Source organism: Micromonospora sp. C51 (assembly GCF_018070435.1).
Lineage (GTDB): Bacteria > Actinomycetota > Actinomycetes > Mycobacteriales > Micromonosporaceae > Micromonospora > Micromonospora sediminimaris.
The window spans coordinates 1-20492 of sequence record NZ_JAGPXQ010000035.1; the positions used below are offsets into that span (position 1 = coordinate 1).

18 protein-coding genes and 1 rRNA gene are annotated in these 20492 nt (G+C 73.0%); 16 read left to right on the forward strand and 3 right to left on the reverse strand.

What is annotated here, in order from left to right:
* Positions 1-9 precede the first annotated feature (9 nt).
* Positions 10-126, forward strand: a 5S ribosomal RNA gene (gene rrf, locus KBX50_RS25470).
* A 94-nt stretch (positions 127-220) separates the two neighbouring features.
* Here rrf and KBX50_RS25475 read toward each other — a convergent pair.
* Positions 221-1876: a hypothetical protein gene (locus tag KBX50_RS25475; RefSeq protein WP_210940218.1), complete on the reverse strand. Its 1656-nt coding sequence runs from the start codon at positions 1874-1876 to the stop codon at positions 221-223.
* Between KBX50_RS25475 and KBX50_RS25480 the strand changes: the two genes are divergently transcribed.
* Positions 1781-2821 (forward strand): tetratricopeptide repeat protein, encoded by a 1041-nt coding sequence (locus KBX50_RS25480; protein WP_374224732.1) that lies wholly within the window; start codon positions 1781-1783, stop codon positions 2819-2821. The genes KBX50_RS25475 and KBX50_RS25480 overlap by 96 nt on opposite strands.
* A complete protein-coding gene (locus KBX50_RS25485; RefSeq protein WP_210940220.1) occupies positions 2818-3834 on the forward strand; it encodes an HAD-IIA family hydrolase in 1017 nt (338 codons plus the stop codon). Before KBX50_RS25480 ends, KBX50_RS25485 begins: the two co-directional genes overlap by 4 nt.
* Positions 3835-3839: 5 nt before the next feature.
* Here KBX50_RS25485 and KBX50_RS25490 read toward each other — a convergent pair whose 3' ends face one another.
* Positions 3840-4178 carry an SCP2 sterol-binding domain-containing protein gene (locus KBX50_RS25490; protein WP_093409767.1) on the reverse strand — a complete coding sequence of 113 codons (339 nt, stop codon included), beginning with the start codon at positions 4176-4178 and terminating at the stop codon, positions 3840-3842.
* A gap of 111 nt (positions 4179-4289) precedes the next feature.
* Between KBX50_RS25490 and KBX50_RS25495 the strand changes: the two genes are divergently transcribed.
* The 13 genes from KBX50_RS25495 (at position 4290) to KBX50_RS25555 (ending at position 19877) form a co-directional block, all read left to right on the forward strand.
* Positions 4290-4862, forward strand: coding sequence for a phasin family protein (locus KBX50_RS25495; RefSeq protein ID WP_210940221.1), 573 nt, complete (start codon positions 4290-4292; stop codon positions 4860-4862).
* Entirely contained in the window at positions 4859-5080 is a 222-nt protein-coding gene (locus KBX50_RS25500; protein ID WP_210940222.1) for a hypothetical protein, read from the forward strand. The genes KBX50_RS25495 and KBX50_RS25500 overlap by 4 nt, the downstream gene beginning before the upstream one ends.
* 16 nt (positions 5081-5096) lie before the next feature.
* Positions 5097-5957 (forward strand): TlyA family RNA methyltransferase, encoded by an 861-nt coding sequence (locus KBX50_RS25505; protein ID WP_210940223.1) that lies wholly within the window; start codon positions 5097-5099, stop codon positions 5955-5957.
* 171 nt (positions 5958-6128) lie between these two features.
* A complete protein-coding gene (locus KBX50_RS25510) occupies positions 6129-7013 on the forward strand; it encodes an NAD kinase (RefSeq protein ID WP_093409756.1) in 885 nt (294 codons plus the stop codon).
* Positions 7014-7070: 57 nt separating this feature from the next.
* Complete coding sequence (gene recN, locus KBX50_RS25515; RefSeq protein ID WP_210940224.1) at positions 7071-8828, forward strand: DNA repair protein RecN; 1758 nt, start codon at positions 7071-7073, stop codon at positions 8826-8828.
* A gap of 118 nt (positions 8829-8946) precedes the next feature.
* Positions 8947-10125 carry a putative cytokinetic ring protein SteA gene (steA, locus tag KBX50_RS25520; protein ID WP_210940225.1) on the forward strand — a complete coding sequence of 393 codons (1179 nt, stop codon included), beginning with the start codon at positions 8947-8949 and terminating at the stop codon, positions 10123-10125.
* Positions 10126-10152: 27 nt separating this feature from the next.
* Positions 10153-11094 carry a copper transporter gene (locus KBX50_RS25525; protein WP_210940226.1) on the forward strand — a complete coding sequence of 314 codons (942 nt, stop codon included), beginning with the start codon at positions 10153-10155 and terminating at the stop codon, positions 11092-11094.
* Between the two features lie 175 nt (positions 11095-11269).
* Positions 11270-12136, forward strand: coding sequence for a hypothetical protein (locus KBX50_RS25530; RefSeq protein WP_210940260.1), 867 nt, complete (start codon positions 11270-11272; stop codon positions 12134-12136).
* 1 nt (position 12137) lies between these two features.
* The gene (gene murJ / locus KBX50_RS25535; RefSeq protein WP_210940227.1) at positions 12138-13772 is read left to right on the forward strand and encodes a murein biosynthesis integral membrane protein MurJ; all 1635 of its coding nucleotides are present in this window, start codon (positions 12138-12140) and stop codon (positions 13770-13772) included.
* A gap of 159 nt (positions 13773-13931) precedes the next feature.
* Positions 13932-15056: a glycosyltransferase family 4 protein gene (locus tag KBX50_RS25540; protein ID WP_210940261.1), complete on the forward strand. Its 1125-nt coding sequence runs from the start codon at positions 13932-13934 to the stop codon at positions 15054-15056.
* A complete protein-coding gene (locus KBX50_RS25545) occupies positions 15056-17326 on the forward strand; it encodes a hypothetical protein (RefSeq protein ID WP_210940228.1) in 2271 nt (756 codons plus the stop codon). The genes KBX50_RS25540 and KBX50_RS25545 overlap by 1 nt, the downstream gene beginning before the upstream one ends.
* A gap of 135 nt (positions 17327-17461) precedes the next feature.
* On the forward strand, positions 17462-19201 hold the full coding sequence (locus KBX50_RS25550) for a CTP synthase (RefSeq protein ID WP_210940229.1): 1740 nt from the start codon (positions 17462-17464) through the stop codon (positions 19199-19201).
* Between the two features lie 70 nt (positions 19202-19271).
* On the forward strand, positions 19272-19877 hold the full coding sequence (locus KBX50_RS25555; protein ID WP_093409744.1) for an NUDIX hydrolase: 606 nt from the start codon (positions 19272-19274) through the stop codon (positions 19875-19877).
* Between the two features lie 96 nt (positions 19878-19973).
* On the opposite strand, the gene KBX50_RS25560 is transcribed toward KBX50_RS25555, so the two are convergent.
* Positions 19974-20294: a TM2 domain-containing protein gene (locus tag KBX50_RS25560; protein ID WP_307871069.1), complete on the reverse strand. Its 321-nt coding sequence runs from the start codon at positions 20292-20294 to the stop codon at positions 19974-19976.
* Between the last annotated feature and the right edge of the window lie 198 nt (positions 20295-20492).

Below are 20492 nucleotides of genomic sequence, written 5' to 3' on the forward strand. Positions count from 1 at the left end.
TGATAAGGTTACGGCGGTCATGGCGGAGGGGAAACGCCCGGTCTCATTCCGAACCCGGAAGCTAAGCCCTCCAGCGCCGATGGTACTGCACCCGGGAGGGTGTGGGAGAGTAGGACACCGCCGGACACACGTCACAGTCGAGGGCCACCCGGAATCGGGTTGGCCCTCGACTGCGTTGCGTCGTTGATACGGCGTACTCAGGAAGGATGTACCTGTGAGTTCAGCACCTCAGGGCGGCGACCGCCCCCGGGGCCACGAGGGTCGGTCGGCGGATCGCGACGGCGGACCCCGCCGCGGCGACCGCCCGTCGCGCCAGGACCGGGGAGAGGAGCGAGGCTCTCGCGACGGCGGACGCGACGCCGGCGGGTACGGCAGCGACCGTCCCAGGTCCGGCGGCTTCCGCCGAGACGGCGACCGTCGCGAGGGCGGCTTCCGCGACAGCGGCCGCTCGGGCGGTGGGTTCCGAGGCGAGCGCAGCGACCGTGGCTTCGGCGGCCGCGACGGCTCCGGCGACAGGGACCGTGGCACTGGGGGCTTCCGCGGCGCCGACCGTCGCGATGGCGACCGTCGCGACGGCGGGTTCCGACGCGATAGCGGCGAACGCTCCGGCGGGTTCCGTGGTGGTGAGCGTCGCGAGGGTGGTTTCCGTGGCGGCGACCGCCGTGACGGTGGCTTCCGTGACGGGGAGCGTCGCGAGGGCGGGTTCCGTGGTGGTGAGCGTCGCGAGGGTGGTTTCCGTGGCGGTGACCGCCGTGACGGTGGCTTCCGTGACGGGGAGCGTCGCGAGGGCGGGTTCCGTGGTGGTGACCGTCGTGACGGTGGTTTCCGTGGTGGTGACCGTCGGGACGGTGGTTTCCGCGAGGGCGACCGCCGTGACGGTGGGTTCCGTGGCGGCGACCGCCGTGACGGTGGCTTCCGTGACGGGGAGCGTCGCGAGGGCGGGTTCCGTGGCGGCGACCGCCGTGACGGTGGCTTCCGCGATGGTGAGCGTCGTGAGGGCGGTTTCCGTGGTGGCGAGCGTCGCGAGGGCGGGTTCCGTGGTGGTGACCGCCGTGAGGGCGGGTTCCGTGGTGGTGACCGCCGTGACGGTGGCTTCCGTGGTGGCGAGCGTCGCGAGGGTGGTTTCCGTGGCGGGGAGCGTCGCGAGCGTGGTTTCCGCGAGGGTGACCGTCGTGAGGGCGGGTTCCGCAGCGGTGACCGTCGGGACGGCGATTTCCGGGAGCGCCGCGAGGGTGGTTTCCGTGGCGGGGAGCGTCGCGAGGGTGGCTTCCGCGACGGGGAGCGTCGCGAGGGTGGCTTCCGTGGTGGTGACCGTCGGGACGGTGGTTTCCGCGACAGTGAGCGTCGTGAGGGCGGGTTCCGCAGCGGTGAGCGCCGGGACGGCGATTTCCGGGAGCGCCGCGAGGGCGGGTTCCGTGGCGGTGACCGTCGTGAAGGTGGTTTCCGCGAGGGCGACCGTCGCGAGGGTGGTTTCCGTGGCGGTGAGCGTCGTGAGGGCGGGTTCCGTGGCGGTGACCGCGCTCGTGGAGCGGGTGGCTTCGGCGAGCGCCGCGAGAGCGGATTCCGTCGTGGAGCGGATGACCGTGGCGGCGAGCGCCGCAGCGCTGGATCCCGGGACGGCGAGCGCCGCAGCGGTGGATTCCGGGACGGCGAGCGTCGCTTCGGGCAGCGTGAGGACCGGGACGGACCTGGTGCGGCCGAGGACGGTCGTACGGAGGCGCCGGCGCTTTCCGACGAGATCGTCGCGACCGACCTGGACAAGGACGTCCGCGCCGAACTGCTGTCGCTGGCGAAGCCGGTCGCGGACACCGTTGCCCGGCACCTCGTGGCGACCGGCCAACTGATCGACGAGGACCCGGCCGAGGCGCTCGCGCACGCACTGGCCGCTCGCCGGCTCGCATCGCGGATCTCCGCAGTCCGGGAGGCAGTCGGCCTGGCTGCCTACCACGCCGGGGAGTGGCAGTCGGCCATCGCCGAGCTGCGGACGTACCACCGGATGAGCGGTGCGCAGAGCCACCTCGCCGTGATTGCGGACAGCGAGCGGGCACTGGGCCGTCCCGAGCGTGCCATCGACCTGTTCCGGGGTGCCGACCAGGAGAAGCTGGACCCGGCGGTGGCGACCGAACTGCTGATCGTGGCCGCTGGTGCGCGCGGCGACCTCGGCCAGCGGGACGCGGCCGTGGCGATGCTTCAGGTCCCCGACCTGACCAGCGACACCGTTCAGCCGTGGACGGCACGGCTGCGGTACGCGTACGCCGACGCGCTGCTGGCCGTCGGGCGGCGAGCCGAGGCACGGGAGTGGTTCTCCCGCGCGGCGGAGGTGGACACCGAGGCGGAGACCGACGCGGCCGAGCGGCTGCTCGAACTCGACGGTGTGGTCATCGAGGGCGACGACGAGGACGAGGTGACCGAGGAACTGGTTGCTGGTCCTGGTGCCCCCGGTGCCGTACCGACCAGCCCGGACGCCGGCCCGTCGACCACCGCCGACGTGTCCGACCAGGATGACCCGGTCGGCAGTGACCTGGCGTCCGACGGGCCCGAGCACGATGCGACCACCGGCGCGGAGCCGGCCGCCGTCGAGCAGTCGAACGGCGACGACGCGGCGGTCGGGGAGCGGGCGCACGACCAGTCCGCCGACGACCAGCTTGCCGGCGATCAGCCGGTCGACACGTTGGCCACTGACGGTCGGCGCGATGCGGCCGACGGCGGCGTGGCCGAGGACGTGGCAGCGGACAACGAGGCCGCGCCGGAGGTCGCCGAACTCAGTGCGGACCGACGCGAGGCGGACGGGACCGAGGAACCGGGGGCACGGCAGCGATGAGCGGGGACCGGCTGGTTGACGGTTACGCCCTGGTCGTCTTCGACCTGGACGGAGTGATCTACCTGATCGATCAGCCGATCCCCGGCGCGGTCGAAACGGTCGCCCGGCTGCACGGTGAGGGCCGAGCCGTCGCGTACGCGACGAACAACGCCTCGCGCCGCGCCGCCGACGTGGCCGACCTGCTCACCGGGATGGGTGTGCCGGCGCGACCGGATGAGGTGCTCACCAGCGCCGCCGCAGCCGCCCAGCTGCTGGGTGAGCGGCTGCCGGCGGGCGCGCCGGTGCTCGTGGTGGGCGCCGAGGCGCTCCGGGCCGAGATCAGCGAGGCCGGGCTCAAGCCGGTCTCCACTGCCGACGAGGCCCCGGTCGCGGTCATCCAGGGGTACGGCCCGCAGGTGGGCTGGGCCAATCTGGCCGAGGCCGCGGTGGCGGTACGGGCCGGCGCGACCTGGGTGGCCACGAACACCGACCGTACGTTGCCCAGCGGGCGTGGGCCGTTGCCGGGCAACGGCGCACTGGTGGCCGCGCTGGCCACCGCGCTCGGCCGGGACCCGGACGAGATCGTCGGTAAGCCGGCACCGGAGCTGTTCGCCACCGCCGCCCGGCGGGCGGACAACGGTCGTACGGTGGTCGTCGGCGATCGGCTGGACACCGACATCGAGGGCGCCAACCGGGCCGGTCTGGACAGCCTGCTGGTCCTCACCGGGGTCAGCGACGCCGCCGAGCTGCTCGCCGCGCCCGCAGAGCGGCGGCCGACGTACGTCTCATGGGACCTGACCGGCCTCTTCGACTCCGACGGTGTGGTACGGGTGCCGGCGTCGGACGCCGACCACGGTGGTTGGCAGGTGACCATCACCGGGGCCGACGACTGGCAGCTGTCCGGCTCGGGGCGTGCGCTGGACGCGCTTGCCGCGCTCTGCGCGGTGGCCTGGCGCAGTCATCCCACCGGCCCGATCCGGCCGGCCTCCCCGGAGGCGGCGAAGGCGCTGGAGCAGCTCGGCCTGACGCCCTGACCGGGTCAGAGCAGTTTGCGCAGCTTCATCAGGTCGAACGGGTTCGCCTTGATCGACACGCGGCGGTTGGCGACCGCGCGGGTGACGTCGAGATCGCCGCGAACCAGGGCCAGCAGGTCGTCACTGGTGGTGCTCATCGCGATCTTCGCTTTCGGGTCGTCACCGTCGGCGAGCTCCACCAGCCTGCCGCCGGTGAGCCGGCCGTGGAAGGCGGTCTCCAGATCAGTGATCCGGCAGGCCAGGGTGCGATCCAGGTCCACGCGATCGCGTACGGTCTCCGCGTTGCGCTCGAGCCGGGCGGCCAGATCCTGCAACGCCTGCCGACACTCGTCCACCGTGGCCACCAATCGCCTCCTCGCCACACCACGTCGTCTCCCGGCACCGTACCCCACAGGACGCTTCCGACGGCCCGGTAGCGTGACACCTGCACAGCCGTCGGGCGAAAGGACTCAGGCATGCAGGACGCGTGGCGTACCTACCTCGAACTGGCCATGGGCCTGACGGAGGCGCCCCGGAAGAAAGCACAGGACGCGGTGCGCCGGGCGATGGGATCGACAGGTGCGACGGCGGCCCAGTTGCAGACCCTCGCCGAGGAGTTGCGGTCGACCGGCGCGGCCAACCGTGAGGCCCTGACGAAATTGGTGCGGTTCGAGGTCGAGCGGGCGCTCGGCGTGGTGGGCCTGGCCACCGCCGAGGAGGTCGCCGAACTGGACCGCCGGGTGCGCGAGTTGGAACGCCAGCTCCGGGCCGCTTCCGGTACGCCCACCAGCGACGCCGCGCCGGGCCCGGTGGCGTCCCCCGAGTCCGTCGAGACCCCCTCCGTTGGGACGCCATCGACCGCCGCCGCGGCCCCACCGACGAAGGCAGTCGCGAAGAAGGCGGTCGCTAAGAAAGCGGTGGCCAAGAAGGCGGTCGCGAAGAAGACCGTGGCCAAGAAGGCATCCGGAACGGTCGTGCGTACCGCCGATGGTGAACCGGTATCGCGACCGACCAAGGCCGCACCGCCGCGTCCGGACGGTGCTGTATGACCGCGCCGCGGCCCGGCCCGCCGCCGGGTCCGCGCCCGGGTCCACCGCCGCAGCGCTGGACCGGTGAGGGCGGGCAGGACGACGGGCATCCGGCGGTGGAGGCCGCGATGCAGGCGATCGCGAACGCCGCGACGCTCGGACCCGCCGACCAGATCGCCCAGTACGAGGCCGCGTACCAGACGCTGCGGGAGACGCTGGCCACCATCGACCAGGCCTGAGGAGGCGCGTCCACCCATGGCACGGCGTAACCGGTTGGACGCCGAACTCGTCCGACGCGGTCTGGCCCGCTCCCGCGAGCAGGCGGTCGCGTTGGTGGAGGCTGGCCGCGTGCAGCTGCGTGGGGTGCCGGCCCGCAAGGCCGCCGCGATGGTTGATCCCGCCGATCCGTTGCTGGTCAGCGGCGCCGACCCGACCTCCGAGTACGTTTCCCGGGGCGGGCACAAGCTGGCCGGGGCGCTCGCCGCGTTCGCCCCTGCCGGGCTGGCGGTGCAAGGTCGACGCTGCCTGGACGCTGGCGCTTCCACAGGTGGCTTCACCGACGTGCTGCTGCGCGCCGAGGCCGCCGAGGTGGTCGCGGTGGACGTCGGCTACGGCCAGTTGGCCTGGTCGCTGCGCAACGATTCCCGGGTACGGGTCTTCGAACGCACGAACGTCAGGACGCTGGCCCCGGAGACGATCGGCGGCCCGGTCGACCTGACCGTCGCCGACCTGTCGTTCATTTCGTTGCGGCTGGTGCTGCCGGCCCTGGCGGCCTGCACCCGGGCCGACGGTGACCTGGCGCTGATGGTCAAACCGCAGTTCGAGGTGGGCCGGGAGCGGGTCGGCGCCGGTGGCGTGGTGCGCGATCCGGAGCTTCGGGCGCAGGCGGTGCTGGACGTCGCCACGGCAGCCGCGACGCTGCGGCTGGGGCTGGCGGATCTCGCGGCCAGCCCCCTGCCGGGGCCGAGCGGCAACGTCGAGTTCTTCGTATGGTTACGCCGGGACGCGCCACCGGTCGACCCGGAGCGGGTGCGGGCCGTGGTGGCGGCCGGGCCAGGTGGCCCGGTGACGTCCGGCGACGGACCGGACGAGGTGACGGAGGAGGTGGCCACGTGAGCGAGCGAAGCGAGCGAACCGTTTGGCACAGCAGCGTGGCGGCTCGCGCCGCCGGTGAGCGGAGCGAGGCGGTGGCGTGAGCGAGCGGAGCGAGCGAACCGGCTGGCACAGCGGCGTGAGCTGGTCTCGGCGAGCGAACCATCAGCGCGGTGTTTCCGGGGGGTCGTCGCGGTGACCCGCACGGCCCTGTTGGTGACGCACACCGGCCGTCGGCGCAGCACCGAGCATGCCCGTGCGGTCGCTGCGGACCTGATCGCCGCCGGGTTCGAGGTGCGGGTGGTGGCCGAGGAGGCCGAGGATCTCGACCTGCCGGGCGTGGTGCCGGTGACCGGGCCGGAGGCGGCCGAAGGCGCTGAGATCGTCTTCGCACTCGGTGGGGACGGCACGTTCCTGCGCGCCGCGGAGCTCGCCCGGCCGGCGAAGGTGCCGCTGCTCGGCATCAACCTCGGCAAGGTCGGCTTCCTCGCGGAGGCGGAGATCGACGATCTCGACGAGGCGGTCCGTGACGTGGTCAGCCGCAACTACAGCGTCGATGAGCGGCTCACCCTCGACGTGACGGCGGAGTTCGACGGTGGCCCGACCATCGAGTCGTGGGCCCTCAACGAGATCAGCGTCGAGAAGGGCGAGCGGGCCCAGATGCTGGAACTGCTCGTCGACGTCGACGGGCGACCGCTGTCCCGGTACGGCTGCGACGGCGTGGTGTGTGCCACGCCCACCGGGTCCACGGCGTACGCCTTCTCCGGCGGCGGGCCGGTGGTCTGGCCGGAGGTGGAGGCGTTACTGCTGGTGCCGATCAGCGCGCACGCGCTGTTCAGCCGCCCGCTGGTGACGGCCCCCACCTCCACCATGACGATCACCGTCGACCCGTTCACCACTTTGGCCGTGCTCTGCTGTGACGGGCGGCGGGTCTACGACCTGCCGCCGGGCGCCCGGGTCACCGTGCGGCGGGGCACCCTGCCGGTGCGGATCGTGCGGCTGCGGGACCGGTCGTTCACCGCGCGTCTGGTGGCCAAGTTCGACCTTCCGGTGCACGGCTGGCGGGGCAACCGCCGCTGAGGCTGCCGGCCGCGCCGGCTGGTCAAGTGTCGGGCCACGCGTCTACTGTCGGTTGCTGTGCTGGAGGAGCTACGCATCACCGGACTGGGCGTCATCGAGGACACGACGCTGCCGCTGACCGGCGGCATGAACGTCATCACCGGCGAGACCGGTGCCGGTAAGACGATGGTGGTGACGGGGCTCGGCCTGCTTTTCGGTGGCCGGGCCGACGCCGGCCGGGTGCGCGCCGAGCCCGGTCGGGCTGTGGTCGAGGGCCGGCTGCGCCTCGGTGGCCGGGTGGCGGAGACGGTGCACGCCCGGATCACCGACGCCGGAGGTGAGCCCGACGAGGACGGCTGCGTGCTGCTGAGTCGCACGGTCACGGTGGAGGGCCGGTCCCGGGCCCATCTGGGTGGCCGCGGCATGCCCGTGTCGATGCTCGGCGAGGTCGGTGAGCAGGTGGTCGCCGTACACGGTCAGTCCGACCAGCTGCGGCTGCTGCGACCGGCCGAACAGCGGGCCGCGCTGGACCGGTTCGCCGGTCCCGAGCACGAGAAGCTGCTCGACGCGACGCGGGACGCGTTCACCCGGTGGCGTCGGGTGGTCGACGACCTGGCCGACCGGCGGCGCAATGCGCGGGAACGCCATCAGGAGACCGACCTGCTCCGGTTGGGGCTCGACGAGATCACCCGGGTGGATCCGCAGCCGGGCGAGGACGACGAGCTGAAGGCGGAGGCGCAGCGACTGGAGCACGCGGAGGGTCTGCGTACCGCGGCCCAGTTGGCCCATCAGTGCGTGGCCGGCGGCTTGGAGGCCACCGACGACACCCCGGACGCCTCGACGCTGCTGGGCACCGCCCGGCGCACGCTTGAGGCGCAGGCCGGCACCGATCCGGCGCTCGGTGAGCTGGCCGTCCGTCTGGAGGAGGCGGCCACGTTGGTCGCTGACGTCTCGGTGGAGCTGTCCACATACCTCGCCGGCCTGGACGCCGACCCGGCTCGGTTGCAGGCGCTCTACGAGCGGCGGGCCGCGTTGCGCGCGTTGACCCGCAAGTACGCCGACGACGTCGACGGTGTGATCGCCTGGGCGGAGCGGGCCCGGACCAGACTGTCCGAGCTGGACAACTCCGACGAGCTGCTCGACGAGCTGGATCGGGAGGCGTCCCGACTGGCCGGCGAGGTGGCCGAGCTGGCCGGCCGGCTGTCGCTGTCCCGGCAGGAGGCGGCGGCACGGTTCGCCGATCAGGTCACCGTCGAGCTGGCCGGGCTGGCGATGCCACACGCCCGGATCGAGGTGGCGGTGCTGCCCCGACCCGCCGGGCGGACCGAGCCGACGTTGCCGGTCAACGGGGTCGACGTCGGTGTCGGGCCCGACGGCGGTGACGAGGTCGAGTTGCGGCTGCTGGCGCACCCCGGTGCGCCGTCGCTGCCCCTGCAACGGGGGGCCTCCGGCGGTGAGCTGTCCCGGGTGATGCTCGCCATCGAGGTGGTTTTCGCCGGCTCCGGCGGCCCGCCGACGCTGGTCTTCGACGAGGTCGACGCGGGGGTCGGCGGTCAGGCGGCGGTGGAGATCGGCCGGCGGCTGGCTCGGCTGGCCCGCAGCCACCAGGTCCTGGTGGTGACCCATCTGCCCCAGGTCGCCGCCTTCGCCGACCGGCACCTGGTGGTGGCCAAGGACACCGGCGGCGCGGTCACCACCAGCGGGGTGCGGGTGGTGGAGGACACCGAGCGGGCCCGGGAACTCGCCCGGATGCTTGCGGGTTTGCCGGATTCGGATCTGGGTATCGCTCACGCCGAGGAACTCCTGGCCGTAGCGGCCAGGGAACGGCGGTCCTGAGACCGCGATTGTGAGCGGAGGCACACCGGCCTTCGCCCATGTGTGTTTCCCTGGGTAGGCGGCCCTGCTCAGGCATGTCGCGACAGATTCGCCTGCCTCACATGCCAGGATGGTCACGATGCGTCTACCCACGTTGCGCCGGGCCCGGAACGCGGAACCGGGACAGATCCTCGGCACCGCGCGCCTCGACCGTCGCACGAAGCGGATGGTCGGCCGGCTCCGCCCCGGCGACATCGCGGTCATCGACCACGTCGACCTGGACCGGGTCGCTGCCGACTCGCTTGTCGCGGTCGGTGTCGGCGCGGTGCTCAACGCCAAGCCGTCGGTTTCCGGCCGTTACCCCAACCTCGGGCCGGAGGTGCTGATCTCGGCGGGTATCCCGCTGCTCGACGATCTCGGTGAGGGCATCTTCGAGCGGATCCGTGAGGGCGACACGGTGCGCATCGAGGGCAACACCGTCTACCTGAACGACGACCCGGTGGCGCACGGCAGTCGCCAGGACGCCGAGAGCGTGGCCAAGGCGATGACCGACGCCCGGGAGGGCCTGTCGGTGCAGTTGGAGGCGTTCGCCGCCAACACCATGGACTACCTCAAGCAGGAGCGGGACCTGCTGCTCGACGGCGTCGGCGTGCCCGAGATCGCCACCGAGGTGCAGGGCCGGCACTGTCTGATCGTGGTCCGGGGCTACGACTACAAGGCCGACCTGGACGTGCTGCGCCCGTACATCCGGGAGTTCAAGCCGGTGCTGATCGGCGTCGACGGGGGCGCCGACGCCCTGGTCGAGGCGGGCTACACCCCAGATATGATCATCGGCGATATGGATTCGGTCACCGACGACGTGCTGCGCTGCGGCGCCGAGGTGATCGTGCACGCGTACCCGGACGGGCGGGCGCCGGGGTTGCCGCGCGTCAACGGCCTGGGGGTACCGGCGGTGACCTTCCCCGCCGCCGCCACCAGCGAGGACCTCGCCATGCTGCTGGCCGACGAGAAGGGCGCCTCGCTGATCGTCGCGGTGGGTACCCACGCCACGCTCGTGGAGTTCCTCGACAAGGGGCGCGGCGGCATGGCGTCGACGTTTCTCACCCGGCTCAAGGTCGGTGGCAAGCTGGTCGACGCCAAGGGGGTCAGCCGGCTGTACCGGCAGAGCATCTCCGGGTCGTCCCTGTTGCTCCTGATCCTCTCGGCACTCGCCGCCATGGCCTCGGCGGTGGCCGTCTCCACCGTCGGTAAGGCGTACCTGGGCGTGGTCTCCGAGTGGTGGGACAATTTTGTGTTCCAGCTCGGCCAGCTCTTCTAGCCCCCGACCGATCAAGAGGCTGCAAGCGTGATCAACTTCCGGTACCACGTGGTGTCCCTGACCGCGGTCTTCCTCGCCCTGGCGATCGGCCTGGTGGTCGGTACCGCCGCGCTCAACGGTCCGGTAGCGGACTCGCTCCGGGAGACCGTCAACGAGCTGCGCAAGGACAACCAGCAGATGCGCCAGGCGGTCCAGAACATGCAGCGGGAACTGGAGCTGGAGGAGGACTTCGCCGCCGAGATGGCCCAGGTGATGCTGCCGGGCACGCTCAGCGGCAAGCGGGTGCTGGTGCTCAGCCTGCCCACCGGTCGCGATCACACCGAGGGTGTGCTCAACATGCTCCAGCTGGCCGGCGCCGACGTCACCGGGCGGATCGATCTGCAGGACAAGTTCATCAACCCGGAGAACAACAACGACCTGCTCGAACTGGCGGTCACCGCGGCCCGGCCCACCAACGCGCCGACCGCCGGGCTGCCCGGCAACGGCCACGGCGTCGAAACCTCCAGCGCTTTGCTGGCCACCGTGCTGCTGGACCAGCCCGCCGGAGCGGAGCCGGTCACCGAGGCCGACCGGCGGGCGGTGCTGGCCGCGTACGGCAACGCCAACTACCTGACCACCGCGGACCGGATCACCGCGCCGGCCGAGGCCGTCGTGGTGGTCAGCGGGCAGCCGTACGTGGACAAGGACTCCGCCAAGAAGGACGAATCCGTCGTCAAGATCGCCGAGCAGTTCGACCGGACCGGGGGCATCGTGGTGGCTGGCAACGGCTCGGCCGGCGGCAATCTGGTGGCGTTCGTCCGGGGCGACGCGGTGCTCGCCCAGACCATCTCGACCATCGACAACGCCAACACGGTCCAGGGGCAACTGGTCACCACCCTGGCGCTGGTGCAGCAGCTCGCCGAGCGTAAGGCCGGTCACTTCGGCGTCGGTGACAGCGCCGCCTCGCTGGTGCCTAGACTGCCGCAGTGAACCCTTCTCACCCACTTCGCACGCTCCGACCCGTCGCAGCGTCGGCGCGGGTGCGCACCAGCCGAGCGGTGCGGGCCGGCAAGGGTTCAGTGGCCTGACGGGGCACCGGGTGCCCGATTCCGACGATGTCCGCCGGCCGGCGGGAGGGGATGGCGTGAGTGAGCGGGACGGCGACGTGACGGTCTTCGGTCGACTCCTGGTGGCCGGGATCGGGGCGGTCGCCGCCCGGTACGCGCTGCGCGAGATCCGTACCTCACCGCCCGCGCCGACCCTGGAACGGACCAACTTCCGGGGACGCACCGTGACCCTGGCCGCCGGCCCGGCCCTCGCGTTGGGGGCCTCAAGTGCCGCGGCCTGCGGGGCGGCGAGCGTGCCGGCCGGCGCGGCCACCCTGGTGGCCGGGCTTGGCGCCGGTGCCGTGGGCCTCTACGACGACGTGGTCGGTGCCCGTCCGGAGCAGAAGGCGGCAAAGGGTTTCGCCGGGCATCTGGCCGCGTTGCGGCAGGGCCGGGTCACCGCCGGCCTTGTCAAGATCGTTGGGGTGGGCGCAGCCGGTCTGGGGGCGGCCGCCCTGCTCGCCGCCGACCCGGGCGTGGCCGGGCATCGTCGTCGGCACCGGCAGGGCACCTGGGGACGAGGCGTCGACGTACTGCTCGGCGCGGGGGTGGTGGCCGGCACGGCGAACCTGGTCAACCTGCTCGACCTGCGTCCCGGACGGGCACTGAAGTCGGGTCTGCTGCTCGGTGCGCCACTGAGCGGTGGCCGGCACGGGGGGATCGCCTCGGGTGCGGCCGGTGCCGCCGCCGGGCTGCTCCCCGCGGACCTGGCCGAGGACGTGATGCTCGGTGACAGCGGCGCGAACGCCCTCGGCGCGGTGCTCGGGGTGGCGCTGGCCGCCCGCACCGGCCCGGTCGGCCGGGCCGGGCTGCTCGCCGTCCTCGCCGGGCTCACCGCCGCCAGCGAGAAGGTGAGCTTCACGAAGGTCATCGCGAGCACGCCGGGGCTGCGTGAGCTCGACGCGCTGGGCCGACGCGCCGACTGACGTGACCAGACCGGCCCCCCTCGCCGGCGCCGGCCGGTTGGCCGGAGCGGCCGCCCTCATCGCCGTACTCACCGTCGTCAGCAGGCTGGCCGGGTTCGGGCGTACCGCCGTGTTCACCTGGGTGGTGCAGGACAGCGACCTGGGCGCGATGTACGTCCTGGCGAACACCATCCCGAACATCATCTTCGAGATCGTCGCGGGCGGGGCGTTGGCCAGCCTGGTCGTACCGCTGCTCGCCGGCGCGGTCGCGGCGGGGGACCGGCGGGCGGTCGCGGCCACCACCGGCGCCCTGCTCACCTGGACGGTGACGCTGCTCGTGCCGCTGGCGGTGCTGGTGGCCCTGGGCGCTGGGCCGATCATCACCGCGCTCGGTGACAGCCGGTCACCGGAGGAACTGGCGGCCGGCGCCCGGATGCTGCGGGTCTTCGCGCCGCAACTGCCGCTGTACGGCATCGGCATCGTGCTCACCGGCGTGCTCCAGGCGCACCGGCGGTTCGCCTGGCCGGTGATCGCGCCGCTGCTGTCCAGCCTCACGGTGGTTGTCGTCTACCTGGTCTTCGCCGGGGCCGCCGGTACCGGCGCCAGCGTGGCGCAGGCCGGCCGCGGCGGTGAGCTGATCCTGTCGGTCGGCACCACCCTCGGCGTGGTGGTGTTGTCGCTGTCGCTGCTGATCCCGCTGCGTCGGCTGCGCCTGACGCTGCGCCCCGGGTACGCGTTCCCGGCCGACGCCCGGGTCCGGGTACGCGGGCTGGCGGTGGCCGGCGTGGTGACGGTCACCGCCCAACAGGTCGCGCTGGCGGTGATCCTCTACCGGCTTTCCAGCGGCCGGACCGAGGCGTTCCAGGTGTTCAACCTGGCACAGACGTTCTACCTGCTGCCCTGGGCGGTGCTGGCGGTGCCGCTGGCCACCGCCGCGTACCCGACCCTGGCCACGGCGGCGGGGGCGGACGAGCGGACCTACCGGAAGGTGCTGTCGGCGACCCTGCGTGGGGTGTTGTTGTGCAGCTTCCTCGGCGCTGCGGCACTGGTCGGTGCGGCCGGCCCGATCGGCCGGTTCTTCCCGCTCGACAGCGACGCGACCGCCGCCGCGATCGCGGGTTACGCGCCCGGGCTGCTCGGGTACGGGCTGTTCGCGGTGCTGTCCCGCGCGTTGTACGCCCGGGGCGCGACGCGGGCGGCGACCGCCACCATCACCGCCGGTTGGCTGGCGGTACCGCTGGCGTTGCTTCCGCTGTCGGCGCTGCTCCCGGTGGCCGACCGGGTGCTGGCGGTGGCGTTGGCCAACTCGGCGGGAATGCTGCTGCTCGGCGTGCTGCTGCTGGTCGCCGTGGCCCGGTCGGCCGGCCGGGAGGCGTTGGCCGGCGCCGGGCGGGCCGGCGCTGCCGGTTTGCTGGCCGGTGGTGCGGCCGCCGTCGCGGCGGTGGCGATGCTACGGCTGCTGGGCGCCGGTGGCGACACCCCGGCGCGGTGGACGGCACTGATGCAGGGCATGCTGTCCGGAGTCCTGGTCGCTGTCGTGTTCCTCGCCGTGGTGTGGCTGGTCGACCGGCAGGACCTGCGGCCACTGTTGACCGGCCTGGGTCGACGCCTGCGCCGGGCCCGGCCAGGCGACCGGAAGGAGGAGGCGGTCCGGTGAGCGCGAGGAGTGAGCTTGCGAGCCCCGCAGTCGCGAACGGAGTGTTGGTTCGGTGAGCGCGAGGAGTGAGCTTGCGAGCCCCGCAGTCGCGGACGGAGAGTGGGTCCGGTGAGCGCGACGAATGGGCCGGCGGCCGTTCCAGACCAGCCGGGGACGGTGATGTTGCTGTTGGCTTCCAGCACCGGCGGGGTCGGTCAGCATGTCCGGTCGGTGGCGCGAGGGCTGGCTGCGGCCGGGCAGCCGGTGTTGGTCTGCGGGCCGGCGGCGACCCAGGAGCAGTTCGACTTCGTGGCCGCCGGTGCCCGGTTCCGGCCCGTGGAGATCCCGGCGAGTCCCACCCCGGGCGACGCCCGCGCCGTCGGCGTGCTGCGCCGACTGCTCGCCGCCGAGCAGGTCAGCGTGGTGCACGCGCACGGGCTGCGCGCCGGGCTGGTGGCGGTGCTGGCCCGGCCGGCGGCCCCGCTCGTGGTCACCTGGCACAACGCGGTGCTGGCCGGCGGGGTACGCGGCGCCCTGTCCCGGTTGGTGGAGCGGATCGTGGCGCGGAACGCCCGGGTGACCCTCGGCGCCTCGGGTGACCTGGTGGCGCGGGCCGTCGCGTTGGGCGCGGGGGATGCCCGGCTCGCCCCGGTCGCCGCGCCGGAACCGCCCGCACCGCGCCGTCGCCGGGCCGCCGTGCGGGCCGAGTTCGCGGTCGCTGCCGACCAGCCGTTGATCCTGTCGGTGGGCCGGCTGCATCCGCAGAAGCGGTACGACGTCCTGGTCGACGCCGCCGCCCGATGGCGGGAGCGCACCCCGCCGCCGGTTGTCGTGATCGCCGGCAGCGGACCGGCCTACCTGCCGCTGGCCGCCCGGATCAGCGCCGCCCGCGCACCGGTCACCCTGCTGGGGCACCGCACGGACGTGGCGGACCTGCTCACCGGCGCCGACCTCGCGGTGGTGACCAGCGACTGGGAGGCCCGTCAACTGTTCGCGCAGGAGGCGCTGCGGGCCGGCGTACCGCTGGTGGCGACCGCGGTGGGTGGGCTGCCGGAGCTGGTGGGTGACGCGGCGGTGCTGGTGCCGCCGGGTGATGTGGACGCGGTCGACGCGGCGGTACGCCGCCTGCTCGATGACGAGGCCGGCCGCGCCGAACTGGCGCGGCGCGGCGCGGCGCGGGCGCTGACCTGGCCGACGGAGGCGCAGACCCGCACCCAACTGCTCGCGCTCTACGCCGAGCTGGCACCCGGCCCGGCCGGGCCGGCGACACCGGACGCAGACGCCCCGTCGACGGGACGCCGGTGATGCTGCGCCGTATCGCTCCGATCCTGCTCACCCTGGTGGTGGTGGCGCTCGGGGTCACCGCGCTGGCCGCCCGCCCGCAGAGCCCGCCGGCCCGGCAGAGCGCCGACTATGTGGTTCTCGTCGGCGTGGCCGGGCTGCGCTGGGACGATGTGGACGCGGAGCGTACGCCGACGCTGTGGCGGCTGGCCCGCGAGGGCTCGATCGGGTCGCTGTCGGTGCGGTCCGCACATCGACCCACCTGTCCCGTGGACGGCTGGCTGACTCTCGGCGCGGGCAGCTTCGCCGCCTGGCCCGGCAGCCGCGGCGTGGACGGGCAGTGTCCGCCCGTCGACGTGACGGTGGAGCAGCCGGACGGCATCGGCGCGAACCTGCCGGATCAGGAGAGCGTTGCCGTGCACAACCAGGAGCGGTTGCCGTGGGGCACGGTACCCGGTGCGTTGTCGGAGTCGGTGCGGTGTTCGGTGGCGGTCGGGCCGGGCGCGGCGGTGGCCGCCGCTCGACCGTTCGGTCGGGTCGACAGGTACGCGCCGACGCTGCCGGCGGATCCCGCCGGGCTGCTCGGCTCCTGCGTGCTCAGCATCGTCGACCTCGGCACGGTGGAGGGCGACGACCCGGCGGTACGGGCGGCGGCGGCCCGAGCCGCCGACGCGCAACTGGCCCGGGTGCTCGACGGCCGGCCGCCGCGATCGCTGGTGATCGTCGCCGGGGTCTCCGACACTCAGTTGCCGTCCCGGCTGCACGTGGCCGTTGCCCATGGTCCGGGCTGGGAGGAGGGCTGGCTGACCTCGCCCAGCACGGACCGCCGTGGCTATCTGCAACTGATCGACCTGGCCCCGACCGCGCTGGCCGTCCTGGGTCGTCCGATGCCGGATCGGCCGTTCCTCGGCCGGCCGGCCGAGTCGGTCGACGGCCGGCCGGCTGATTTGTCCGCCGCGATCGCCGAGCCGGCGGACGCGGACCGGGAAGCCGCCGCGCAGCGGAAGGTGGCCGGCGGGTTCTTCACCCTGCTGGCCGTCGTTCAGGTGGCGCTCGCGGTGGCGGTGTTGCCGCTGCTGCGCCGGGCCCGCCGGCACGCCGGGCCGTACGGACCGAAACCGGTGCCGCGTCCGGTGGTGGCGACGGTGGAGGTGCTGCTGGTCGCCGCCGCGCTCGCGATACCGGCGGCGTTGGTCGCCGAGGCCGCGCCGTGGTGGCGCTTCGCGTATCCGGCGGCCTCGTTCGCCGGGCTGACCGCCGTGTTGCTGGCTGCCGCGACGCTGCTGGTTCGGCTGACACCCGGCTATCGCGCCACCCTGGGTCCGCTCGGCGCGGTGGCCGGGCTGACCACGTTGGCCGTCGGCCTGGACGTCGTGACCGGCGCCCGGTTGCAGCTCAACGGGGTGGTGGGCTATTCCGCGCTGGAGGGGGGCCGCTATGCCGGCCTCGGTACCGTCGGCCTCGGTGTCTTCGCTGCCGCCGCCCTGCTCAGCGCCGGCTGGCTCGCCCAGCGGGTGCGCCGTGGCTGGCGCCCGACCGTCATGGTCGTGGTGGGCGGGGCCGCCGTGGTGATCGTCGGCAGCGCGTATCTGGGTGCCGACTCGATCGGCGCGATCGCCCTGACCGCTGGAGTGAGCGTGGCGGCGGCGATCAGCGCGGGTGGCTGGCTGACGTTGACCCGGCTCGCCTGGGCGGCGATGGCCGGGTTGGCCGTGACGGTCGGGTTCGCGGTGGTGGATCTGGGTCGGGCACCGGGGGAGCGGGGCAGCCTCGGCCGGTTCCTGGCCGCGCTCGGCGACGGTACCGGCGGGCTGACCGTGCAGCGGTCCAGTGCCGCCAGCTTCGACACGCTGGTCAACAGTCCGCTGACGGTGCTGGCGCTGGCCGGCGCGTTGTTGGTCTGGTTCGCGCTGCTGCAACCCTGGGGCGGGCTGATGCGGCTGTTCGGCATCTACCCGGCGATCCGGGCGGCAATGGCGGGCACCGCGGTGGCGGCGGTGATCGGCGGGCTGTTGAGCGCCGCGGCGTTGGACGTGGCCGGGGCTGCGGCAGCCGTGGTGGTGCCGTTGGCGGCGCTGTCGGCGCTGCGGGTGCTCGACCACTCGGCGGACCGGACCCAGCCGGGGGCGGACCGCCCGGCCGGCGGCGGGCCGGACGGTAGCGGCCCGGACGATGGCGGCCCGGAGAGCGGCGGGCCGGACGGCGGCGGGCCGGCCGATGGCGGGTCAACCGGTGCCGTGCCGGGCGGTGACGGGCCGGGCGCACGGTCGTCGGCCGAGGTCGCGACCGGGTGACTCGGCGGCGGTACCGGGTGCGGCACCGGCCGGCCGTTGGGGAGGTGTTACCGTGGAATCCCGTGGATCGCGTGATCACTTCGCTGATCGGCTCGGCGGTCTGCACGACCGCGACGGACGACACGGGAGCAGGCCTTGGCCCCTTCAGCACGGACGACCAGGCACATATTCGTCACCGGAGGCGTCGCCTCCTCGCTGGGTAAGGGGCTCACCGCCTCCAGTCTCGGCAACCTGCTGACCGCGCGGGGGCTTCGCGTGGTGATGCAGAAGCTCGACCCGTACCTCAACGTCGACCCGGGCACGATGAACCCGTTCCAGCACGGTGAGGTCTTCGTGACCGAGGACGGTGCCGAGACGGATCTCGACGTCGGCCACTACGAGCGTTTCCTGGACCGGTCGTTGTCCGGCAAGGCCAACGTCACCACCGGCCAGATCTACTCCGAGGTGATCGCCAAGGAGCGGCGCGGTGAGTACCTGGGGGACACGGTCCAGGTGATCCCGCACATCACCAACGAGATAAAGTCCCGGATCCTGGCCATGGCCGACCCGGACGACGACGGCCGTACCCCGGACGTGGTCATCACCGAGGTCGGCGGCACGGTCGGTGACATCGAGTCGCTGCCGTTCCTGGAGGCGATCCGGCAGGTACGCCACGACCTGGGCCGCGACAACTGTTTCTATCTGCACGTCTCGCTGGTGCCCTACCTCGCCCCGTCCGGGGAGCTGAAGACGAAGCCCACCCAGCACTCGGTCGCCCAGCTGCGCAGCATCGGTATCCAGCCCGACGCCATCGTGTGCCGTTCCGACCGGGACATCCCGGAGAAGCTCCAGCACAAGCTCTCCCTCTACTGCGACGTCGACGCCGAGGCGGTGATCGCCGCGCCGGACGCGCCCAGCATCTACGACATCCCGAAGGTGCTGCACCGGGAAGGGCTCGACGCGTACGTGGTGCGCCGGCTGAACCTCTCCTTCCGGGACGTGGACTGGGAGGGCTGGGACGACCTGCTGGAGCGGGTGCACCAGCCCCGGCACACCATCACCGTCGCGCTGGTCGGCAAGTACGTCGACCTGCCCGACGCGTACCTGTCGGTCAGCGAGGCGATCCGGGCGGCCGGCTTCGGCCACCGGGCCCGGGTCCAGCTGCGGTGGGTGCCCAGCGACGACTGCGTCACCCCGACCGGTGCGGCGGCCGCCCTGGCCGGGGTCGACGGCATCGTCATCCCCGGCGGCTTCGGCGTCCGGGGCATCGAGGGCAAGATCGGCACCGCCCGGTACGCCCGGGAGAACGGCATTCCACTGCTCGGGCTCTGTCTGGGCCTGCAGTGCATGACCATCGAGGTGGCCCGGCACCTGGCTGGCCTGGACGGCGCCAACTCCCTGGAGTTCGACGCCGAGGCGGTACACCCGGTCATCGCCACCATGGCCGATCAGCAGGACATCGTCGCCGGCAAGGGCGACCTGGGCGGCACCATGCGGCTGGGCGCGTACCCGGCGACGCTCACCGAGGGGTCGATCGTCGCTGAGGCGTACGGCAGCACCCAGGTCAGCGAGCGGCATCGGCACCGGTACGAGGTGAACAACGCCTACCGCGACCAGCTCGCCAAGGCCGGGCTGCACATCTCGGGCACCTCGCCGGACGGTCGACTGGTCGAGTTCGTCGAGCTGGACCGCGATCTGCACCCGTTCTTCGTGGCCACCCAGGCGCATCCGGAACTCAAGAGCCGCCCCACCCGGCCGCACCCGCTGTTCGCCGCCTTCGTCCACGCCGCGGTGACGTACTCGCACGCCGACCAGCTCCCGGTCGATCTGGACGGGGCCACCGCCGAGCGGGCCGTCCGCAACGGCGCCGCGACGAAGGCGGCCTCGGCCTCGTGAGCGGACGGTCCGCAGGAATCGAAGGGGCGACCCGGGCCGAGGCCGGCGCGGGTGACCCGGTGGTGGGCCGATGAGCGCCGTCGAGCACCGCTACGAGGTGTGCTCGCGGGAGTTGCGCTACCGCGGCCGGATCTTCGAGGTGGTCACCGAGGAGGTCACCATGCCCGGCGGTGGCACCGCCGCGCGTGACCTCGTCCGGCACGTCGGCGCGGTGGCGGTGGTGGCGCTTGACGACGCCGGTCAGGTGGTGCTGATCCGGCAGTACCGTCAGCCGGTGGGCCGGCGGTTGTGGGAGTTGCCGGCCGGGTTGACCGACGTCTCCGGGGAGGACCCGTCGGTGACGGCAACGCGGGAGCTGGCCGAGGAGGTCGACCTCACCGCCGGCCGGCTCGACGTGCTGGTCGACGTGCACAGCTCGCCCGGGTTCACCGACGAGCTGGTCCGGGTCTTCCTGGCGCGGGATCTCGGCGAGGTGCCGGTGGAGCAGCGACACGACCGTCATGACGAGGAGGCCGACCTGCAGATCGTCCGGATCGACCTGGACGAGGCGGTCGGCATGGTGCTGGCGGGGGAGATCAGCAACGGACCGTGTGTGGCCGGGCTGCTCGCCGCCGCCCGCGCCCGCGACGCCGGCTGGTCGGGGCTGCGCCGGGCGGACGCCCCGCTGCCCCGCTGACCGGTACGAAAGGCTGGGCTTGCTCCGACGCGGTCTTGTGGAACACGACGCGGGGGCCGGGCGGTACACCGCCCGGCCCCCGCGTGGTCTCGTGGGTCAGTCGCGCAGCGGCCGGCCCTGTCCGTCGACGCCGCCGTTCACCAGGATCAGGATGCCGTCGACGAGGCCCCAGATGCTGCCGATACCGCAGGTCACGAGGGTGACGATCAGCTGAATGACGCCCGTCTTGGTGTCGCCCATGTAGAACCGGCCGACGCCGAAGCCGCCCAGCACGATCTGCAGGACGCCCGCGACGACCTTGCTCTTGTCAGAAACGCCCTGGGGGTACCCGGGCGGAATGGGAGGAGTAGTCATGAGGCGACACAATAGTGATCCACTAACGCGCTGTCCGCACCGGTGTGCACCAGATGGGACGATGGTGCCGAAGACTGTCCTGACGGCTGATGTGACGTCCACCGCCGGCCCGGGTACTCACACCTGACACATCGTCAACGGCCACGGCGAGCAGGTGTCACAGTGCAGGCTCCGCTGACGTGCGGTCACGCCTAGACTGCCGCCGGCGGGACCGGTTGACCGGGGCGGCAATGGGGCCGCCGTGGCGCCGCGCAGTCGGGG

Bases quoted from the DNA above. Each gene is read 5' to 3' on its own strand.
- KBX50_RS25485 (WP_210940220.1), top strand. From the start codon at position 2,818: ATGAGCGGGGACCGGCTGGTTGACGGTTACGCCCTGGTCGTCTTCGAC.
- KBX50_RS25555 (WP_093409744.1), top strand. From the start codon at position 19,272: ATGAGCGCCGTCGAGCACCGCTACGAGGTGTGCTCGCGGGAGTTGCGC.
- KBX50_RS25495 (WP_210940221.1), top strand. From the start codon at position 4,290: ATGCAGGACGCGTGGCGTACCTACCTCGAACTGGCCATGGGCCTGACG.
- KBX50_RS25500 (WP_210940222.1), top strand. From the start codon at position 4,859: ATGACCGCGCCGCGGCCCGGCCCGCCGCCGGGTCCGCGCCCGGGTCCA.
- KBX50_RS25505 (WP_210940223.1), top strand. From the start codon at position 5,097: ATGGCACGGCGTAACCGGTTGGACGCCGAACTCGTCCGACGCGGTCTG.
- KBX50_RS25545 (WP_210940228.1), top strand. From the start codon at position 15,056: ATGCTGCGCCGTATCGCTCCGATCCTGCTCACCCTGGTGGTGGTGGCG.
- steA (WP_210940225.1), top strand. From the start codon at position 8,947: ATGCGTCTACCCACGTTGCGCCGGGCCCGGAACGCGGAACCGGGACAG.
- KBX50_RS25540 (WP_210940261.1), top strand. From the start codon at position 13,932: ATGTTGCTGTTGGCTTCCAGCACCGGCGGGGTCGGTCAGCATGTCCGG.